The sequence below is a fragment of the Nonomuraea sp. NPDC047897 genome (assembly GCF_043204415.1).
GTDB lineage: Bacteria > Actinomycetota > Actinomycetes > Streptosporangiales > Streptosporangiaceae > Nonomuraea.
The window spans coordinates 54,731-70,564 of record NZ_JBIDCC010000008.1 but is presented as its reverse complement, the minus strand read 5'-3'; the positions used below and the strand labels follow the sequence as shown (position 1 = coordinate 70,564).

The 15,834-nt window shown below is 73.2% G+C and carries 18 protein-coding genes; 11 read left to right on the top strand and 7 right to left on the bottom strand.

The features are described from left to right. Positions 1-5 precede the first annotated feature (5 nt). A complete protein-coding gene (locus tag ACGF0J_RS19155) occupies positions 6-812 on the top strand; it encodes a serine/threonine-protein kinase (protein WP_393147457.1) in 807 nt (268 codons plus the stop codon). Between the two features lie 4 nt (positions 813-816). On the opposite strand, the gene ACGF0J_RS19150 is transcribed toward ACGF0J_RS19155, so the two are convergent. Then, a complete protein-coding gene (locus tag ACGF0J_RS19150) occupies positions 817-1,581 on the bottom strand; it encodes a lysophospholipid acyltransferase family protein (protein ID WP_393147455.1) in 765 nt (254 codons plus the stop codon). 113 nt (positions 1,582-1,694) lie between these two features. On the opposite strand from ACGF0J_RS19150, the gene dhaK reads away from it, so the two are divergent. The 3 genes from dhaK to dhaM are packed head-to-tail and all read left to right on the top strand — an operon-like array spanning position 1,695 to position 3,693. Continuing rightward, the gene (gene dhaK, locus ACGF0J_RS19145) at positions 1,695-2,675 is read left to right on the top strand and encodes a dihydroxyacetone kinase subunit DhaK (protein ID WP_393147453.1); all 981 of its coding nucleotides are present in this window, start codon (positions 1,695-1,697) and stop codon (positions 2,673-2,675) included. Then, a complete protein-coding gene (gene dhaL, locus ACGF0J_RS19140) occupies positions 2,675-3,316 on the top strand; it encodes a dihydroxyacetone kinase subunit DhaL (RefSeq protein ID WP_393147451.1) in 642 nt (213 codons plus the stop codon). Before dhaK ends, dhaL begins: the two co-directional genes overlap by 1 nt. Further along, positions 3,316-3,693, top strand: a complete 378-nt coding sequence (dhaM, locus tag ACGF0J_RS19135; RefSeq protein WP_393147450.1) for a dihydroxyacetone kinase phosphoryl donor subunit DhaM — start codon at positions 3,316-3,318, stop codon at positions 3,691-3,693. The genes dhaL and dhaM overlap by 1 nt, the downstream gene beginning before the upstream one ends. A gap of 153 nt (positions 3,694-3,846) precedes the next feature. Here the strand turns inward: dhaM and ACGF0J_RS19130 are convergent, their stop codons facing one another. The 3 genes from ACGF0J_RS19130 to ACGF0J_RS19120 are packed head-to-tail and all read right to left on the bottom strand — an operon-like array spanning position 3,847 to position 5,963. Next, a complete protein-coding gene (locus tag ACGF0J_RS19130) occupies positions 3,847-4,788 on the bottom strand; it encodes an endo alpha-1,4 polygalactosaminidase (protein WP_393147448.1) in 942 nt (313 codons plus the stop codon). Positions 4,789-4,843: 55 nt separating this feature from the next. Beyond that, complete coding sequence (locus tag ACGF0J_RS19125; protein ID WP_393147446.1) at positions 4,844-5,488, bottom strand: hypothetical protein; 645 nt, start codon at positions 5,486-5,488, stop codon at positions 4,844-4,846. Between the two features lie 46 nt (positions 5,489-5,534). After that, entirely contained in the window at positions 5,535-5,963 is a 429-nt protein-coding gene (locus ACGF0J_RS19120) for a CBS domain-containing protein (protein ID WP_393147444.1), read from the bottom strand. Between the two features lie 151 nt (positions 5,964-6,114). Between ACGF0J_RS19120 and ACGF0J_RS19115 the strand changes: the two genes are divergently transcribed. The 6 genes from ACGF0J_RS19115 to ACGF0J_RS19090 all read left to right on the top strand — a co-directional run bounded on the left by ACGF0J_RS19115 (position 6,115) and on the right by ACGF0J_RS19090 (position 11,115). Further along, positions 6,115-7,509, top strand: coding sequence for an aminopeptidase P family protein (locus ACGF0J_RS19115; protein WP_393148067.1), 1,395 nt, complete (start codon positions 6,115-6,117; stop codon positions 7,507-7,509). 72 nt (positions 7,510-7,581) lie between these two features. Beyond that, a complete protein-coding gene (locus ACGF0J_RS19110; RefSeq protein ID WP_393148065.1) occupies positions 7,582-8,184 on the top strand; it encodes a 4'-phosphopantetheinyl transferase family protein in 603 nt (200 codons plus the stop codon). A gap of 9 nt (positions 8,185-8,193) precedes the next feature. After that, entirely contained in the window at positions 8,194-8,370 is a 177-nt protein-coding gene (locus ACGF0J_RS19105; RefSeq protein ID WP_393147442.1) for a hypothetical protein, read from the top strand. 35 nt (positions 8,371-8,405) lie between these two features. Then, a complete protein-coding gene (locus ACGF0J_RS19100; RefSeq protein ID WP_393147440.1) occupies positions 8,406-8,864 on the top strand; it encodes a MarR family winged helix-turn-helix transcriptional regulator in 459 nt (152 codons plus the stop codon). A gap of 59 nt (positions 8,865-8,923) precedes the next feature. Next, positions 8,924-9,574 (top strand): LppX_LprAFG lipoprotein, encoded by a 651-nt coding sequence (locus ACGF0J_RS19095; RefSeq protein ID WP_393147438.1) that lies wholly within the window; start codon positions 8,924-8,926, stop codon positions 9,572-9,574. Next, complete coding sequence (locus tag ACGF0J_RS19090) at positions 9,571-11,115, top strand: MFS transporter (RefSeq protein WP_393147436.1); 1,545 nt, start codon at positions 9,571-9,573, stop codon at positions 11,113-11,115. Before ACGF0J_RS19095 ends, ACGF0J_RS19090 begins: the two co-directional genes overlap by 4 nt. Here the strand turns inward: ACGF0J_RS19090 and aspS are convergent. The 3 genes from aspS to cmk all read right to left on the bottom strand — a co-directional run bounded on the left by aspS (position 11,107) and on the right by cmk (position 14,778). Beyond that, entirely contained in the window at positions 11,107-12,369 is a 1,263-nt protein-coding gene (gene aspS / locus ACGF0J_RS19085) for an aspartate--tRNA(Asn) ligase (protein ID WP_393147434.1), read from the bottom strand. The genes ACGF0J_RS19090 and aspS overlap by 9 nt on opposite strands. Positions 12,370-12,702: 333 nt before the next feature. Further along, positions 12,703-14,109 (bottom strand): ribosome biogenesis GTPase Der, encoded by a 1,407-nt coding sequence (gene der / locus ACGF0J_RS19080; protein WP_393147432.1) that lies wholly within the window; start codon positions 14,107-14,109, stop codon positions 12,703-12,705. A 33-nt stretch (positions 14,110-14,142) separates the two neighbouring features. After that, positions 14,143-14,778 carry a (d)CMP kinase gene (gene cmk, locus ACGF0J_RS19075; RefSeq protein WP_393148063.1) on the bottom strand — a complete coding sequence of 212 codons (636 nt, stop codon included), beginning with the start codon at positions 14,776-14,778 and terminating at the stop codon, positions 14,143-14,145. Between the two features lie 150 nt (positions 14,779-14,928). Here cmk and ACGF0J_RS19070 point away from each other — a divergent pair, with 150 nt between their 5' ends. After that, positions 14,929-15,771, top strand: a complete 843-nt coding sequence (locus ACGF0J_RS19070) for a glycosyltransferase family 2 protein (RefSeq protein WP_393147430.1) — start codon at positions 14,929-14,931, stop codon at positions 15,769-15,771. The last annotated feature ends 63 nt before the right edge of the window (positions 15,772-15,834 follow it).

Genomic DNA, 15,834 nt, shown 5'->3' with positions numbered 1-15,834 from the left:
ATGGCATGCGGGAGATCGGCGGACGGTACCTTCTCAACGAGGAGGCCGGTCGTGGGGGGATGGGAGTCGTCTGGCGCGCGTTCGACCAGCTGCTCCACCGTGAGGTTGCGCTCAAGGAGCTGACGCTCACCGGCGAGGCCGAGATGGTGCGCCGCCGGGTGCTCCGCGAGGCGCGGATGGCCGCCCGGCTCACCCATCCCAACATCATCACGGTCCACGACCTCATCGAGGAGGGCGGCAAGCTCTGGATCGTGATGGAGTACCTCGACGGGCTGTCGCTGCACCAGCTTCTGTCGCAGGTGGGCACGCTGCCCGCGCAGTCGGTCGCCGCGATCGGCCAGCACCTGCTGGCGGCGCTGCGCACCGCCCACCAGGCCGGGGTGCTGCACCGTGACGTGAAACCGGCCAACGTCATGCTCACCGGCGACCGCGTCGTGCTCACCGACTTCGGCATCGCCACCGCCGAGGGCGACATCCGGATGACCACCTCCCGCCGGCTGCGCGGCACGCCCGCGTTCATGGCCCCCGAACGTCTGCACGGCGGTCCGGCCAGCAAGGAAGCCGACATGTGGTCGTTCGGCGCCACCCTCTACAGCGCCGTGGAGGGCCAGCCGCCCTACCCCGGCCAGGACGCGGCGACCGTGCTCGCCATGGCCCGCAGCGGCGGCTACCCGACGCCGCGCCGCGCCGGCGTGATGCGCCCGCTCATCGAGGGCCTGCTGCACCCCGACCCGGTGCGCCGCTTCACCCTGGACCAGACCGCGGGGCTGCTGGCGGGCATGCGCGCCAGCAGCTACCAGGCGGCGATCTGACCCCCTACAGCTCGCCCGCGCCGGCCTGCTTCCTGGCGCGGGCCTCGGCCTCGGCCGCGTCCATCGCGGCGGCCTCCTCCGGCGTGGGCGCCGTGCCGCCCAGGTGGGCCGGCTGCCACCACACGCCCGGCGGGATCTCCGGGTAGGTCCGCTGCGCCCGGTCCACCAGCCCCGTCAGCCGCTCGTGCAGGTCGGTCGTGTGCTTGTTGACGTCCTCGCCGCGCTTGGGGTGCATGGGCTCGCCCACGATGATCGTGAGGGGCACGTGCCGCTGCGTCAGCGCCTTCGGCCGGCCCTTGGTCCACAGCCGCTGACTGCCCCACAGCGCCACCGGGATGATCGGCGTGTTCGTGGCCTGCGCCATGCGGATGGCGCCGTTCTTGATCTCCTTCACCGTGAACGACCGGCTGATCGTGGCCTCGGCGAAGACGCCCACCACCTCGCCGGCCTTCAGCATCCGCAGCGCCGTCGCGTACGAGCCGGCCCCGGCGCCCCGGTCGACCGGGATGTGCTTCATGCCGCGCATCAGCGGCCCCGAGACGCGGTGGTCGAAGACGTCCTGCTTGGCCATGAAACGCACCAGGCGCCGGGCGGGCAGCGCGGCGAACCCCGCGAAGATGAAGTCGAGGTAGCTGATGTGGTTGCTCACCAGCACCGCTCCCCCGGTGCGCGGTACGTGCTCGGTCCCTTCGAGGTGGAACCGGTAGTCGAGCACGCGAAAGAGGGTCCGCGCGGCGGCGATCACCGGCGGGTACACGATCTCAGCCATGTGCTGAAGGTAGCCTAGGTCGCGCCGTGCTGGGCAGCCCGAACAGCGGGCCCGCCTCGTCCTCCCCCCGACGGGCGCTTGCGGACCGGCCGGAAGGGGCAGACGTTGTGACCATGAAGAAGCTCATCAACACGGCGCAGTCCGTGGTCGACGACGCCCTGAACGGCATGGCGGCGGCCCACCCGTCGCTGCGGGTGCGTGAGCGGGTCGTCTACCGCGCGTCGGGGCCCCGCGCGGGCAAGGTGGGGCTGGTCTCCGGCGGCGGGTCCGGGCACGAGCCGCTGCACGCCGGGTTCGTCGGCTACGGCATGCTGGACGCCGCCTGCCCCGGCGAGGTCTTCACCTCCCCCGTGCCCGACCAGATCATCGAGGCCACCCGGGCGGTCGACGGCGGCGCGGGCGTGCTGCACATCGTCAAGAACTACACCGGCGACGTGCTCAACTTCGAGATGGCCGCCGAGCTGTGCGACGACGTCGAGGTCGCGAGTGTGCTCGTGGACGACGACGTGGCCGTCGAGGACTCTGTCTACACCGCGGGCCGGCGCGGCACCGGCGCGACCCTGTTCGTGGAGAAGATCGCGGGCGCGCTGGCCGAGCAGGGCGCGCCGCTGGCCGAGGTGGCGCGGGTGGCGGCCGAGGTGGACGGGCGCAGCCGCTCGTTCGGCATCGCGCTGACCTCGTGCACCACCCCGGCGGCCGGCAAGCCGACGTTCGACCTGCCCGACGGGGAGGTGGAGCTGGGCATCGGCATCCACGGCGAGCCGGGACGCAGGCGGGTGCCGATGGCCTCGGCGCGCGAGCTGGCCGCGGTCGCCATGGAGGCCGTCCACGGCGACCTGCCGCTCGCCGGCGACCTGCTCGTGCTGGTCAACGGCATGGGCGGCACCCCGCTGATGGAGCTGTACGTGGTGTTCGCCGAGGTGGAGGCGTTCATCCGGGGCAAGGGGGCGCGGGTGACCCGGTCGCTGGTGGGCAACTACGTGACGAGCCTGGACATGCAGGGCTTCTCCGTCACGGTGTGCCGGCTGGACGGCGAGCTGACCCGCCTGTGGGACGCGCCCGTCGACACGCCCGGACTGCGTTGGGGGCGCTGATGGACATCGGCTTCTTCGTCACCTGGCTCAGGGTCGCGGCCACGCAGATCAGGCAGGAGCGCGGCCGGCTGACGGAGCTGGACGCCGCCATCGGCGACGCCGACCACGGGACCAACCTCGACCGCGGCTTCACCGAGGTGTGCAGGGCGCTGGAGGACTGGCCGCCCACGGCCCCCGCGCAGGCGCTGCTGACGGCGGGCACGACGCTGATCCGCCGCGTCGGCGGCGCCTCGGGCCCCCTGTACGGCTCGGCGTTCCGGGCGATGGGCAAGGCGCTGCAGGACCCGGTGACGCTACCCGGGTTCGCCGCCGCGTTCGAGGCGGGCGTCGTGGCGGTCGAACGGCTCGGCAAGGCCGCTCCGGGCGACAAGACCATGGTCGACGCCCTCGTCCCGGCGTCGCGGGCGCTGACGGCGGCCGCGCGGGAGGGGCTGACCCCGTACGAGGCGTTCCGCCGGGCGGCGGTCGCGGCCGGGGAGGGCGCGCGGGCGACGATCCCGATGCGCGCCCGCAAGGGCCGCGCCAGCTACCTCGGCGAGCGCAGCGTCGGCCACGAGGACCCGGGGGCGGCGTCGACGGCGCTCATCCTGGAGGCGCTGGCCGAGGTGGCGGTCAAGGAGGCGACCAGGGAGGTCGACTGATGGTCGGGATCGTGCTGGTGTCGCACAGCGCCGGCCTGGCGGCCGAGACGGCCGCGCTGGCCCGGAGCATCGCGGGCGACGACGTGCCCGTCGCGGCGGCCGGCGGCACGGAGGACGGCGGGCTCGGCACCAGCGTCGACCTCGTCGAGCGGGCGATCCGCGACACCGACCAAGGGGACGGCGTGCTGCTCGTCGCCGACCTCGGCAGCTCGGTGCTGACGGCCCGGCTGGTGGAGGAGGAGGGCCGGGTCGTGCTGGCCGACGTGCCGTTCGTGGAGGGCACGATCGCCGCCGCGGTGACGGCGGGCGCGGGCGCGCCGCTGGAGCAGGTGCTCGCTGCCGCCGACGAGGCGCGCGGCTTCCGCAAGTGCGGCTGACGCCTCGATCGCGCCGTCACGCAGCTCCGGCCGGCGACCCGGCCTTCCCTCCGACACTCTGGACGAGGCTCCGCAGCACCGACATGTCATCCTCGTCGATGGCCCTGGAGGCGTCCTCCTACGGAGCGCCCGCCGCCGCCGAACATCACAGGGTCATCTGCCCCGGCACGGCGTCCGCTTGGCGTCGAGGTCCCAGTTCTTCACCAGCGAGTTGAAGTTCTGGGCATTGGAGCGGGCGCAGAAACGGCCGGCGGGCAGCTCGTACTCCACCTGGAAGACCGCCTTGCCCGCCTTGACGAACTGGTCGTAGCCGTAGTCCCCCCCGTTCTGCGCGGTGGTGCACTCGTCGTGGGACCAGCACTCCTCGTTCAGCGCGAAGTCGTAGTACGGCAGGAGCTGGGGGATCTGCTCGACGTCGTTCTTGAGCGCGATCGACATGCCCCGCTCGTGCGCCTCGTTGGCCAGCCAGACGTTGTAGGCGAGCTGGTGGGCCCCGGTCAGCGGGAAGCCCGTGTCGTTGGAGAAGCCGTCGATCAGGTCCGGCTCGACCGCGTCGAACCCGGCCTTCTTGCACATGTCGAGCCGGGCTTCCATGATCTTGCCGAGCGGGCCCTTGTACTGCCTGATGTCGAGCCAGCGCTCACCCGGCCAGCCGTCCAGCTTCTTGCCGAGTACGGAGGCGGGGAAGCTCTTGGCGTCCGGCCGCCAGTCCTCGTAGGAGCCGGCGCTGATGTAGCAGACCACGCCGCGGCCGGGCTTGGCGGCCTTGAGAGCCTTGACGACGGCGCCGTCCCGCGCCTCGAAGCCGTCGATGTCGTACATCTGCACGTCGAGGAACGGCTTGGTGGGCGCGGAGTCGAGCTGCCACTGCCAGCTGGTGTTGAGCGCGGGCCGCCAGCAGCCCTTGCACGGCACCGGGGCCGGCAGCGCCGCGGTCGCGACAGCGGCGGCGCTGCCGGCCCGGTCCGCCCGGTCTCCCTGCGCGGCGGGCACGGTCTGCGTGGCCTGAACGGCCTGCGTGGCCTGCGCCGGAGCGGGCAGGAGTGCGGACAGGAGGGCGGCGGCCGTGACGGTCGCCGAGAAGATCTTGTGCATGACGGGCAACACTGACGCCTCCCGGCGCCCGTTTCAAGCGATTCGGGAAGATCCGTCAGACCTTGGTCCACTCGGCGCAGCCGCCGGTCTGGAACGCCTTGTCGGTCGCGGCGACGGTGACGGTGGCGGCGCCGCGCGGCATGTCGGCCGCGATGATGTCGGCGGCCTGCGGGACCGTGCTCTTCAGCCGGGCCCAGTAGCACATCGGCTGCCCGGTGGCGGGTCCGGCGGTCCGGTAGGTGCCCGGCTGGATGTCGACACCGACCACCATCGTGCGGCTGCCGGCCGGGGCCGCGATACCCGTGCCGCCTGTCCCGTTGGCTCCGTCGGTCCCGTTGACGCCGCCTGTCGCGGTGGCTCCGGGAGCCGTGGCTCCCGGAGTCGTGGCCGTGGGAGTCGTGGCCGTGGGAGCCGTGGCCGTGGGAGCGGTCCCCACCGGATCGCCCGCGCCCGGCGACGGCGCGGCCGGATCACCCGCGCCCGGCGGACCGGCGGCCGGGCCCGACGACTCCGGATCGTCCGGCTCCTCCATCGTCACCGTGATGCGGGGGGCCGCGGGCGCGGCGACCGTCTCACCCGAGCCCAGGCCGATCACGTACCCCAGCAGGAACCCCACCGCGCACGTCAGCCCCGACACGAGCAGGATGACGCTCGCGCTGCCGGTCGCCCGAGGACCCTCGGGCGGAGGTCCGTAGATCACGCGACCAGCGTCCCACCCCTGTCAACCACGCGGCCGACGGCGCCCGTCACCGGTGCAGGTAGTCGACCAGCGACGCCTTCTCCGTCTCCAGCTCCTCGATGGCGCTCTTGACCACGTCGCCGATGCTGACGATCCCGACGAGCCGCCCGCCCTCGACCACGGGCATGTGCCGGACCCGGTGGGTGGTCATCATCTTGCGCAGCTCGTCGACGCGGTCGTTGAGGCCGACGGTGCGCACCTCCGCCGTCATGATCGCCGACACCGGCCCGTCGAGCACCCCGGCGCCGTGCTCGTTCAGGTGCCGCACGATGTCACGCTCGGACACGATGCCGGTGATCGTTTCCCCGTCGGAGGAGACGACCACCGCTCCGATGTTGTGCTCCGCCAGCCGGGCCAGCAGCTCGCGCACCGTCGCCCCGGGCGGCACGGTCGTCACGTCACCGCCCTTGGCTCGCAGGATCGTCCCGATGAGCATGTGCACCACCTCGGCTTCCAGGTACCCGGGGCACGGACCGGCCAATCGCCGCGGGAGTGCTATCCAGGCAAGCAACCGGCGGCCCGGGCGTCAACCCTTGGGGCGTAGGCTGCTCGCCGTACCCACCGCCGACCACCCAGGACACGCCACGATGACCGAGCGGCTCAACACCGGAAGCCACGACCTGCCCATCACCGACGAACTGGCCGCGTTCATGCGGACAGGCTGGGCCGACACGCGGCGCGCCGACGTGTCGGCGTTGCCGATCGCGCCGTGGGCGGCCAAGCGCCGTGCCGCGCTGGCGGCGCGCTTCCCCGGCGAGCGGCTGGTCGTCCCGTCCGGCACGCTCAAGGTGCGCAGCAACGACTGGGACTACCCGTTCCGCCCGCACAGCGCCTTCTCCTACCTGACGGGCGCTGGCGAACCGGGCGAGGTGCTGGTCATCGAGCCGACCGGCGAGTCCCGCCTGTACGTCCGGCCGCGCTCGCCGCGCGAGGAGGGCCAGGAGTTCTACCGCGACCGGCGCTACGGCGAGTTCTGGGTGGGCCGCAGGCCCGACCTGGCCGAGGCGGCCGAGCTCTACCAGATGGACTGCGCCCACCTGCTCGACCTCGACCTGAAGGGTCCCGCCCGGGTGCTGCGCGGCGTCGACTCCCAGGTGGACGCCATGGTGGAGCCGGGCGGCGGTGACGTGGAGCTGGAGTGCTTCCTGTCGGAGATGCGGCTGGTCAAGGACGAGTGGGAGGTCGGCGAGCTGCAGTCGGCCGTCGACTCGACCGCGCGCGGCTTCGAGGACGTGGTGCGCGCCATCCCGGCGGCGCTCGGCCACCCGCGCGGCGAACGTCATCTGGAGGGCGTCTTCGGGCTGCGCTCCCGGCTGGAGGGCAACACGGTCGGCTACGACAGCATCGTGGCCTCCGGCGCCCACGCCTGCGTGCTGCACTGGATCCGCAACGACGGGGCGCTTCGTCCCGGCGACATGGTGCTGCTCGACGCGGGCGTCGAGACCGACACCCTCTACACGGCCGACGTCACGCGCACGCTGCCGCTGTCCGGCACCTTCGGACCGGTGCAGCGGCAGGTGTACGAGCTGGTGTACGAGGCGCAGACGGCCGCCATCGCGACCCTGCGGCCGGGCGCCCGCTTCCGCGACTTCCACCGGGCGGCGATGCGGGTGATCTGCGAGGGGCTGCACGAGTGGGGCCTGCTGAAGGACTCGCCCGACACGTTGATGGAGTCGGGGCTCTACCGGCGCTACACACTGTGCAGCAGCGGCCACATGCTGGGCCTGGACGTGCACGACTGCGCCCGCGCGCGGGCCGAGGTCTACCTCGACGGCGTGCTGGAGGAGGGCCAGGTGCTGACCGTCGAGCCGGGCCTGTACCTCCAGCCGGACGACCTGACGCTGCCTGAGGAGTTCCGCGGCCTGGGCGTGCGCATCGAGGACGACCTGGTGATCACCGCGGACGGGGCGCGGCTGATGTCCGGCGCCCTCCCCCGCCACCCCGACGAGGTGGAGTCCTGGATGGCCGGCCTGCTGCGCTGACCGCCCGGCTCGCCTAAGATCGCGGGCGAACGTCCGTGCCGAGCGAGAGGACCGACGATCGGACCCGTGGCGATGGGCGGGCGCCCCGACGAGGTGCGCGCCCCCGTGCAGTGGCTCACCCCCGCCGAGCGGGAGCGCGCCGCCCGGTTCGTCTTCGACGCCGACCGCGACGCGTTCGTCGCCGCCCACCTGCTGGTCCGGCTCTGCGCCGCCGCCGTCCTCGGCGCCGAGCCCGGCGAGCTCACCCTGTTGCAGCGGTGCGAGGTGCACGGCCCCGGCCACGGCCGGCCCTACCTCGAACAGGCGCCGTTGCTCGGTGTCAGCTTCAGCCACACGCGCGGCTACGTGTGCGCGGCGGCCGGCCACGGGCTGGTCGGCGTGGACGCCGAACGGGTGCCGCCCGGCCCGCTGGACCGTCGGCTGGCCGAGCGGGCGCTCACGCCGCGCGAGCGGGCGCTGGTGACCGGCAACGACGGGCTGATCCGGCACTGGACGCGCAAGGAGGCGCTGATCAAGCGCGGCGAGCTGACCCTCGACCGGCTGGACGCGCACGACCCCGACTGGACGGGCCGCCACCTGCTCGAATGGACCGAGGCGGGCGACGACGGGCAGGGGCCGGTCAGGGTGGCGGTTGTCACGGACGCCCCAGCGGTGAGGCGGCCGGTCCCCGGATAGACTGAAAACATGTTCTACCGCAAGCCGCTGGAGGAGCGTATCGCCGACCGGGTGGCCGCGCGCAGGCCCCTCGAAGAGGGCAAGACCTTCGAGCACGGCCCCGCGAAGTTCGTGTTCGTCTCGCTGATCGTCGCCGTCGTCGTCATGCATGTCGTGGGGGTGGCCATCGTCATGGCGTTCGCCTGACGCCGGCCCACGTCACGTCCGCTAGATTGGAGATCATGAGCGCGCCTCGCTGGCTGTCCCCTGCTGAGCAGCGTGCCTGGCGAACCCACCTGGCGCTGCACAAGCTCCTCATGCACCGGCTCGACCGTGAGCTGCAGGAGCACTCGCTCTCCGTGAACGACTACGAGATCCTGGTCAACCTCTCCGAGAGCCCCGGCCGCCGGATGCGCATGAGCGACCTGGCCGACGCGACGATCCAGTCGCGCAGCCGCCTGTCCCACCAGATCTCCCGCATGGAGGCCAAGGGCCTGGTCATCCGGGAGGACTGCCGCGACGATCGGCGCGGCACGTTCGCGGTGCTCACCGACGAGGGCTGGGACACCATCCAGCGGGTGGCGCCCGACCACGTGGCCAGCGTGCGCGAGCACTTCATCGACCGGCTCACCGACGAGCAGCTCCACACGATCGAGGCCGCCTACCAGCCGATCGTCGACCATCTGAAGAAGCTGCGCTGACACCCAACCGATATCGGCGACGGGTCACGATGACCCCCGGCGCTGGCTACGATCCCCGCATGGTCCGAAAGATCCTGGTGGTGCTCCTCGCCGCGCTCCTCACGGCCTGCTCGTCGGGCGGCGGCGCCGAGCTGCCCGACGGTCCCGGCCTCATGAAGAAGGCGGCCGAGGCGATGAAGACGGTCAGGTCCGCCGCCTTCTCCATCTCCACCGACGGCAAGCCGAACGTGCCGGTGCGCAAGGCCGACGGCAGGCTGACCGCCACGGGCGACGCCGACGGCACGATCACGCTCGACGTGCTCGGCAGCCTGCAGGAGATCACCTTCGCGCTGGTCGGCGACACCGTCCACTTCAAGGGCCCGACGGGCGGCTTCCAGAAGCTCACCCGTAAGGACCTGGCGCAGTTCTACGACCCGTCGGCCATCCTCGACCCCGCACGCGGCATCCCGCAACTGCTGGCCGACGCCACCGACACGCGGGTCGAGGCCGCCGAGGGCGACGCCTACCGGGTCGCGACGACGTTCTCCGGCCAGTCGCTGACCTCGCTGCTGCCCGGCGTGACGCAGGGCGTCAACGGCAAGGTCTGGATCGACCGGGCGTCGAGCAGGCTGACGAAGGTGGAGCTGCCGCTGCGGGACGGCACGGTGACGGTCTCGTTCGCCGACTACGACGCGCCGGTCACGATCACGCCGCCGCCCGCCGCCGGATGAGCCGCCCCGCACGCGCGGGCGGGCCGGCGAACGGCGCCCGGCGGGTCGCGCTGGGCGTCGGCGGCGCGGTGGTGCTGCTCGCGGCGCTCGACGCCTACGTGGTGGTGACCGTCCTCATCGACATCGCCGAGGACGTGGGCATCCCGGTCAACCGGCTCGAACGGGCCACGCCCATGGTGACCGGGTTCCTGCTCGGTTACGTCGCCGCGATGCCGCTGCTCGGCCAGCTCTCCGACCGCTACGGCCGGCGCCCGCTGATCCACGCCTGCCTGGCGGCGTTCGCGCTCGGGTCGGTGCTGACGGCGCTGGCGGCCGGAGAGGTCATGGTGGTGGCCGGGCGGGCGGTCCAGGGCGTCGCCGGGGGCGCGCTGCTACCCATCACGATGGCGCTCATCGGCGACCTGTGGGACGAGCGGGAGCGGCCGGTGGCTCTGGGCGCGGTCGGCGCGGCGCAGGAGCTGGGCAGCGCGCTCGGCCCGCTGTACGGGAGCGTGCTGGTGCTGGTGCCGGCCACCACGGTCCTGGGGGTGGAGGTGGGCGGCTGGCACGCGATCTTCTGGCTGAACGTCCCGCTGGCCGCGCTGGCCGCCCTCGCCGTGCATCTCACCGTGCCGGGCGGGCCCGCCGCCCGGCCGGGCGCGCGCGGCCGGGTGCGCGTCGACGGTGTGGGGGGCGCGCTGCTGGCGCTGGCCCTGGCGCTCCTGGTGGCCGGCCTGTACAACCCCGACCCGGCCGAGGCCGTGCTGCCGCCCTGGGGGCTGCCGCTGATCGGCGCGGGCGTGCTGGCCGGGGCGGCGTTCGTGTGGTGGGAGATCCGCTCCCCGGTACGCCTGCTCGACCTGTCCGCCACCCGCAAGGGGCCGCTGCTCGCCACGCTGGCGGTCAGCTTCCTGACCGGGGCGGCGCTGCTGGTCACCATGGTCTTCGTGCAGATCGCCGCGCAGACCCTGCTTGAGCTGGAGGCCCGGGAGGCGGCTCTGGTGCTCGGCCGGTTCCTCCTCGCCCTGGTGGCGGGCGCGGTGCTCGGCGGCCTGCTGGCCCGCCGGGCCGGCGACCGGGCCGTGTCCGTGGCCGGGATGGTCGTCGCCGCGGCCGGTTACGTGCTGATGAGCCGCTGGCCGGTGGACCTGGCCGGGGCGCGGCTGGAGATGGACCTCACCCTGGCCGTCGCGGGGCTCGGGCTCGGGCTGGTCGTCGCGCCCGTGTCGGCCGCCGCGCTGCGGGTGACGCCCGCCGCCCAGCACGGGGTGGCCTCGGCGGCGGTCGTCGTGGCCCGCATGATGGGCATGCTGATCGGCATCGCGGCCGTGTCCGCGTGGGGTTTCTACCGCTTCCAGTCGCTGACCGCGCACCTCGACACGCCCCTGCCGTTCGGCGTCGACCCGGCCGAGCACGCCCGGCGGCTGGCCGCGTACCTGGCCGAGGTCGACGCCGCCCTGCACACCGAGTACACGGAGATGTTCCTCGTCACGGCGGTGCTGTGCGCGGCCGGCGCGGTCGCCGCGCTCCGCATGCCGCGGCGGGCCGACCCGCTAGGGTGACAGCCGGTGCAGGTCGCGGGGGAACAGCGCCGCCTCGCGGACGTTGGCCGCTCCCGTCAGGCGGGCGGTCCAGCGTTCGAGGCCGATCGCGAACCCGCCGTGCGGCGGCATGCCGTGCGCGAACGCCCGCAGATACCCCTCGTACGGCTCGGCCGGCTCGCCCCGCGCGGCCAGCGCCTCCAGGTAGTCGCCGTGGCGGTGCAGCCGCTGCCCGCCGGTCACCAGCTCCAGCCCGCGGAACAGCAGGTCGAAACCGCGGGAGTGGCCGGGCCTGCCGGGGTCGGGATGGGTGTAGAACGGCCGCTTGGCCATCGGGTAGCCGGTCACGAACAGGAACTCCGAGCCGTGCTCCCGCAGCGCCCACTCCGACAGCCACCGCTCCTGGGCCGGTGACAGGTCCGGCTCGTCCTCTCCGGTCATCCGCTGCGCCTCGGTGAAGTGGACGGCCGGGATCTCCGCCGGCACGGCGGGCAGTGTGACGCCGAGGGTCTCGACGGCGGCGGCGGCGCGCCGCCGTACCGACTCCAGCATGCCGGCCAGCACCTCGCGCAGGACGGCCATCACGTCGCGGTGGTCGCGCACGAACCCCAGCTCGGCGTCGAGGCTGGTGTACTGGGCGAGGTGCCGCGCGGTGTCGTGCGGCTCGGCCCGGAACACCGGGCCGACCTCGTAGACCCGCTCGAACACGCCGACCATCGCCTGCTTGAAGAACTGCGGCGACTGGGCGAGGTAGGCGGGACGGCCGAAGTAGTCGAGCGTGAAGACGTTCGCGCCGGACTCGGTGGCCGACTCGACGATCTTCGGCGTGTGGATCTCGGTGCAGCCGAGCCGGTCGAGCGTCTCGCGGAACCCGGCGACGCTCGCCGCCGAGATCTCCAGCGGCGCCCTGAGCCGCGGGTGCCGCAGGGCGACGGGCGCGTGGTCGAGGATCGTCGGCAGCGTGGCGGGCACGACGGGCCGGTAGAGGTCGAACGGCGGCGCCTCGGCCGGCTCCGACAGCACCTCGACCAGCGGCTCGGTCAGCTCGGCGCCGCCGGGCGCCTGCGGGTTGACCGCCACGAGGCCGGTCACCCGGACGACGCTCTCCTCGGCCGGCAGCGGCGCGGACGTGACCGCCTGAGCCAGCCCGGCGCGGTCGCGGATGACGAGGAAGGACACGGATTTCAGCCGCCGGCGGCGATGGACCCAACCGGCGATCGTCACTCTCCGGCCGGCGTGCTCCGCAAGCTCCGCCGACATGACACGAGAGATCATCACAGCTCCTGGTGAGACGTGCGTGACCCCTTGGGAGTGCGGGGGAGAAGGGAGCTCCCGGTGCCACCGCACTTTCGCCGCCCCGGACGGGGCGGCCTCCAGGACCCGATGACGGGGGTCGGACCGGCGGGGCATTTCCTCCCCGCACTCGGGAGTGTCTTCGCCAGGAGGCGCGGGGCCGCCTTCGCAGCTGCCGGCGGCTCTCTGGACCCGCGCGGTCTCCTGGGTACTCGTCTCCGTCTGCGTTTGGTGCTGGATGCTAGCCGCCGGGTCCGGGCGAGGCAACCGGGATTCCATCGGCTCCGCGTCGTGCTCATCGCGGACCGGCGGGCGTCACTTCTTCGGCTGGCCGCCGCCCTTGCGCTTCTCGCGGATCTTCATGGTGACCTCGATCGGCGAGCCGGCGAAGCCGAACTCCTCCCGGAGGCGCCGCTCGATGAAGCGCCGGTAGGTCTCCTCCAGCCACCCCGAGGTGAACAGCACGAACTTCGGCGGCTCCACCGACGCCTGCGTGGCGAAGAGGATCTTCGGCTGTTTGCCCCCCCGCACCGGCGGCGGCGTCTGCTGCACCAGCTCGGTCAGGAACGCGTTGAGCCGCGACGTCGGCACCCGCGTCGACCACGAGTCGAGCGCCTTCTCCAGGGCCGGGACGAGCCGGTCCATGTGGCGGCCGGTCTTGGCGGAGATGTTGACCCGCAGCGCCCACGGGGTGCGGACGAGCTGCCTGTCGATCTCCTTCTCCAGGTAGTAGCGGCGGTCCTCGTCGACCATGTCCCACTTGTTGAACGCCACCACCATGGCCCGGCCCGACTCGGTGACCAGGCCGATGATGCGCAGGTCCTGCTCGGTGAGCGGTTCGCTGGCGTCGATCAGCACGATCGCCACCTCCGAGCGCTCCAGCGCCGCGCGCGTGCGCATGGCCGCGTAGAAGTCGGCGCCCTGCAGCTCGCGGTCGCGCCGCCGGATGCCGGCCGTGTCGACGAAGCGCCAGGTGCGCCCGCCCAGCTCGATCAGCTCGTCCACCGGGTCGCGGGTGGTGCCCGCCATCGGGTCGACCAGCACGCGCTCCTCGCCGGCCAGCTTGTTGAGCAGCGACGACTTGCCGACGTTGGGCTTGCCGAGCAGCGCCACCCTGGCCGGGCCGCGCTCGGTGCCGAACGTCTCCTGCGGCGTGTCGGGAAGCGCGTCGAGCATCTCGTCGAGCAGGTCGCCGCTGGATCGGCCGTGCAGGGCGGAGACCGGGTGCGGCTCGCCCAGGCCGAGCGACCACAGCGCTGCGGCCTCCAGCTCCAACTGCTGGTTGTCGACCTTGTTGGCGGCCAGGATGACCGGCTTGCCCGACTGGCGCAGCACCGAGCCGACGACCTCGTCGGAGTCCGTCGCGCCCACGGTCGCGTCGACCACGAACACGATCACGTCGGCCAGCTCGACGGCCACCTGCGCCTGCTCGGCGATGCGCAGCCCCATGCCGGTGGCGTCGGGGTCCCAGCCGCCGGTGTCGACGACGGTGAAGCGCCGGCCCCGCCAGTTGGCCTCGTAGGTGACCCGGTCGCGCGTCACGCCGGGAACGTCTTCGACGACCGCCTCGCGGCGGCCGATGATGCGGTTGACCAGCGTGGACTTGCCCACGTTGGGCCGTCCGACGATCGCCACGACGGGCAGCGGGCCGCTGTCGTCGCCGTGGTCGCCGGGCACTTCGAGGTCGTCGAGTTCAGCCTCGACCCAGTCCCCCGTTGTCACGATTTTTCATCCTTAATGAGTCCCGCACCTTGGTCAGGTGCGCTCCTTGACCAGCCTCAGCACCTCCGCGACGACCTCGTCGAGGTTCAGCGCGGTGGTGTCGAGCTCGATGGCGCCAGCCGCCATCGAGAGTGGATCCGTGGTGCGTGTCGAGTCGAGCCTGTCACGCCGGGCCAGCGCGGCCTGCTGCGCCTCCACCGTGCTGCCGGCCAGCTCGGCGCTGCGCCGGGCGGCGCGGGCCTCGGCGCTGGCCGTCAGGTAGATCTTGAGCGTCGCGTCGGGCGCGACCACCGTGCCGATGTCGCGGCCCTCGACGACGATGTCGCCGTCGCCGATGATCTGCCGCTGCATCCCCACCAGGCGGGCCCGCACCTCGGGCACCGCCGCGACCGCCGAGACGGCGCCGGTGACCGCGTCACCCCTGATCGGCCCGGCCACGTCGACGCCGTCGACGTGGATGGAGGGGCCGTCGGGGTCGGTGCCGGAGGAGATCACCGGCTCGGCGGCACGGGCCGCGACCGTGCCGGCGTCGGCCGGGTCGACGCCGTGCTCCAGCATCCACCAGGTCATCGCGCGGTACATCGCCCCGGTGTCCAGGTAACGCAGGCCGAGGGCCCTGGCGACCCCACGCGAAGCACTCGACTTGCCCGACCCCGAGGGGCCGTCCATGGCGACGACCAGACCGGTCACAGCCTCTCCCTCTGCACGTTCCACACCCAACCTGAAGAGGCTACCGCCTCGCGGCGGCCCTTCCGCCGCCGGACACCGCCGCACCACGCCCGAGGACTAAGGCTCCTCCCCCCGGAAAGGAACAGCACCATGCTGGAACGGGTGACGGTGGTCGTGGCCACCAGGAACCGGCGGCGCGCGCTGGCGGGTTCGCTGCCGCGACACCCGCACCCGGTGATCCTCCTGGACAACGGCTCCACCGACGGCACCGTCGGCTTCGTACGACGGCACTTCCCGGACGTCGAGCTCGTGGAGGCGGGCCGCAACCTGGGCGCGCCCGCCCGCAACGTCGGCGTGCGGATGGCGCGGACCCCCTACGTGGCCTTCGCCGACGACGACTCGTGGTGGGCGCCGGGGGCGCTGGAGCGGGCCGCCTCCGTGCTCGACGCGCACCCCCGGCTGGCGGTACTGGCCGCCCGCGTGCTGGTGGGCCCCGAGGAGCGGCCGGATCCCGTCTGCGGCGACATGGCCGCCTCTCCCCTGGGCCGCGAGGCCGACCTGCCCGGCCCCAGCGTGCTCGGCTTCCTGGCGTGCGGGGCGGTGGTGCGCAGGGACGCGTTCCTCGGAGCGGGCGGGTTCGACGACGTCATCTTCTTCTTCGGCGAGGAGGAACGCCTGGCCGTGGACCTCGCCGCCCAGGGCTGGGGGCTGGCCTACGTCGAGGAGGTGGTGGCCCACCACCATCCCTCGCCGGCGCGTGACCCGGCCGGCCGGCGCGGCCTGGCCACGCGCAACTCCGTGCTCACCGCCGTGCTGCGCCGGCCGTGGAGCGTGGTGGCGCGCCGTTCGCTGGCCGCCCTGCGCGAGGGGCGGCACGGCTGGCGGGGGCTGCGGACCGCCGTACCGAGGCTGCCGCAAGCGCTGGCTCAGCGCCGCGAGCTGCCTCCGGCCGTGGAGCGGGCCCGGCGGATGCTGGAGCGCGCCCACGGGTGAACCGCCCGCCGCTACGCCTCCTGACCATTCTCCGGCGCGGGCCCGCTCAGGACGGTCGCAGCA

Bases quoted from the DNA above. Each gene is read 5' to 3' on its own strand.
- ACGF0J_RS19155 (WP_393147457.1), top strand. From the start codon at position 6: ATGCGGGAGATCGGCGGACGGTACCTTCTCAACGAGGAGGCCGGTCGT.
- ACGF0J_RS19150 (WP_393147455.1), bottom strand. From the start codon at position 1,581: ATGGCTGAGATCGTGTACCCGCCGGTGATCGCCGCCGCGCGGACCCTC.
- dhaK (WP_393147453.1), top strand. From the start codon at position 1,695: ATGAAGAAGCTCATCAACACGGCGCAGTCCGTGGTCGACGACGCCCTG.
- dhaL (WP_393147451.1), top strand. From the start codon at position 2,675: ATGGACATCGGCTTCTTCGTCACCTGGCTCAGGGTCGCGGCCACGCAG.
- dhaM (WP_393147450.1), top strand. From the start codon at position 3,316: ATGGTCGGGATCGTGCTGGTGTCGCACAGCGCCGGCCTGGCGGCCGAG.
- ACGF0J_RS19130 (WP_393147448.1), bottom strand. From the start codon at position 4,788: ATGCACAAGATCTTCTCGGCGACCGTCACGGCCGCCGCCCTCCTGTCC.
- ACGF0J_RS19120 (WP_393147444.1), bottom strand. From the start codon at position 5,963: ATGCTCATCGGGACGATCCTGCGAGCCAAGGGCGGTGACGTGACGACC.
- ACGF0J_RS19115 (WP_393148067.1), top strand. From the start codon at position 6,115: ATGACCGAGCGGCTCAACACCGGAAGCCACGACCTGCCCATCACCGAC.
- ACGF0J_RS19110 (WP_393148065.1), top strand. From the start codon at position 7,582: ATGGGCGGGCGCCCCGACGAGGTGCGCGCCCCCGTGCAGTGGCTCACC.
- ACGF0J_RS19105 (WP_393147442.1), top strand. From the start codon at position 8,194: ATGTTCTACCGCAAGCCGCTGGAGGAGCGTATCGCCGACCGGGTGGCC.
- ACGF0J_RS19100 (WP_393147440.1), top strand. From the start codon at position 8,406: ATGAGCGCGCCTCGCTGGCTGTCCCCTGCTGAGCAGCGTGCCTGGCGA.
- ACGF0J_RS19095 (WP_393147438.1), top strand. From the start codon at position 8,924: ATGGTCCGAAAGATCCTGGTGGTGCTCCTCGCCGCGCTCCTCACGGCC.
- ACGF0J_RS19090 (WP_393147436.1), top strand. From the start codon at position 9,571: ATGAGCCGCCCCGCACGCGCGGGCGGGCCGGCGAACGGCGCCCGGCGG.
- aspS (WP_393147434.1), bottom strand. From the start codon at position 12,369: ATGATCTCTCGTGTCATGTCGGCGGAGCTTGCGGAGCACGCCGGCCGG.
- cmk (WP_393148063.1), bottom strand. From the start codon at position 14,778: ATGGACGGCCCCTCGGGGTCGGGCAAGTCGAGTGCTTCGCGTGGGGTC.
- ACGF0J_RS19070 (WP_393147430.1), top strand. From the start codon at position 14,929: ATGCTGGAACGGGTGACGGTGGTCGTGGCCACCAGGAACCGGCGGCGC.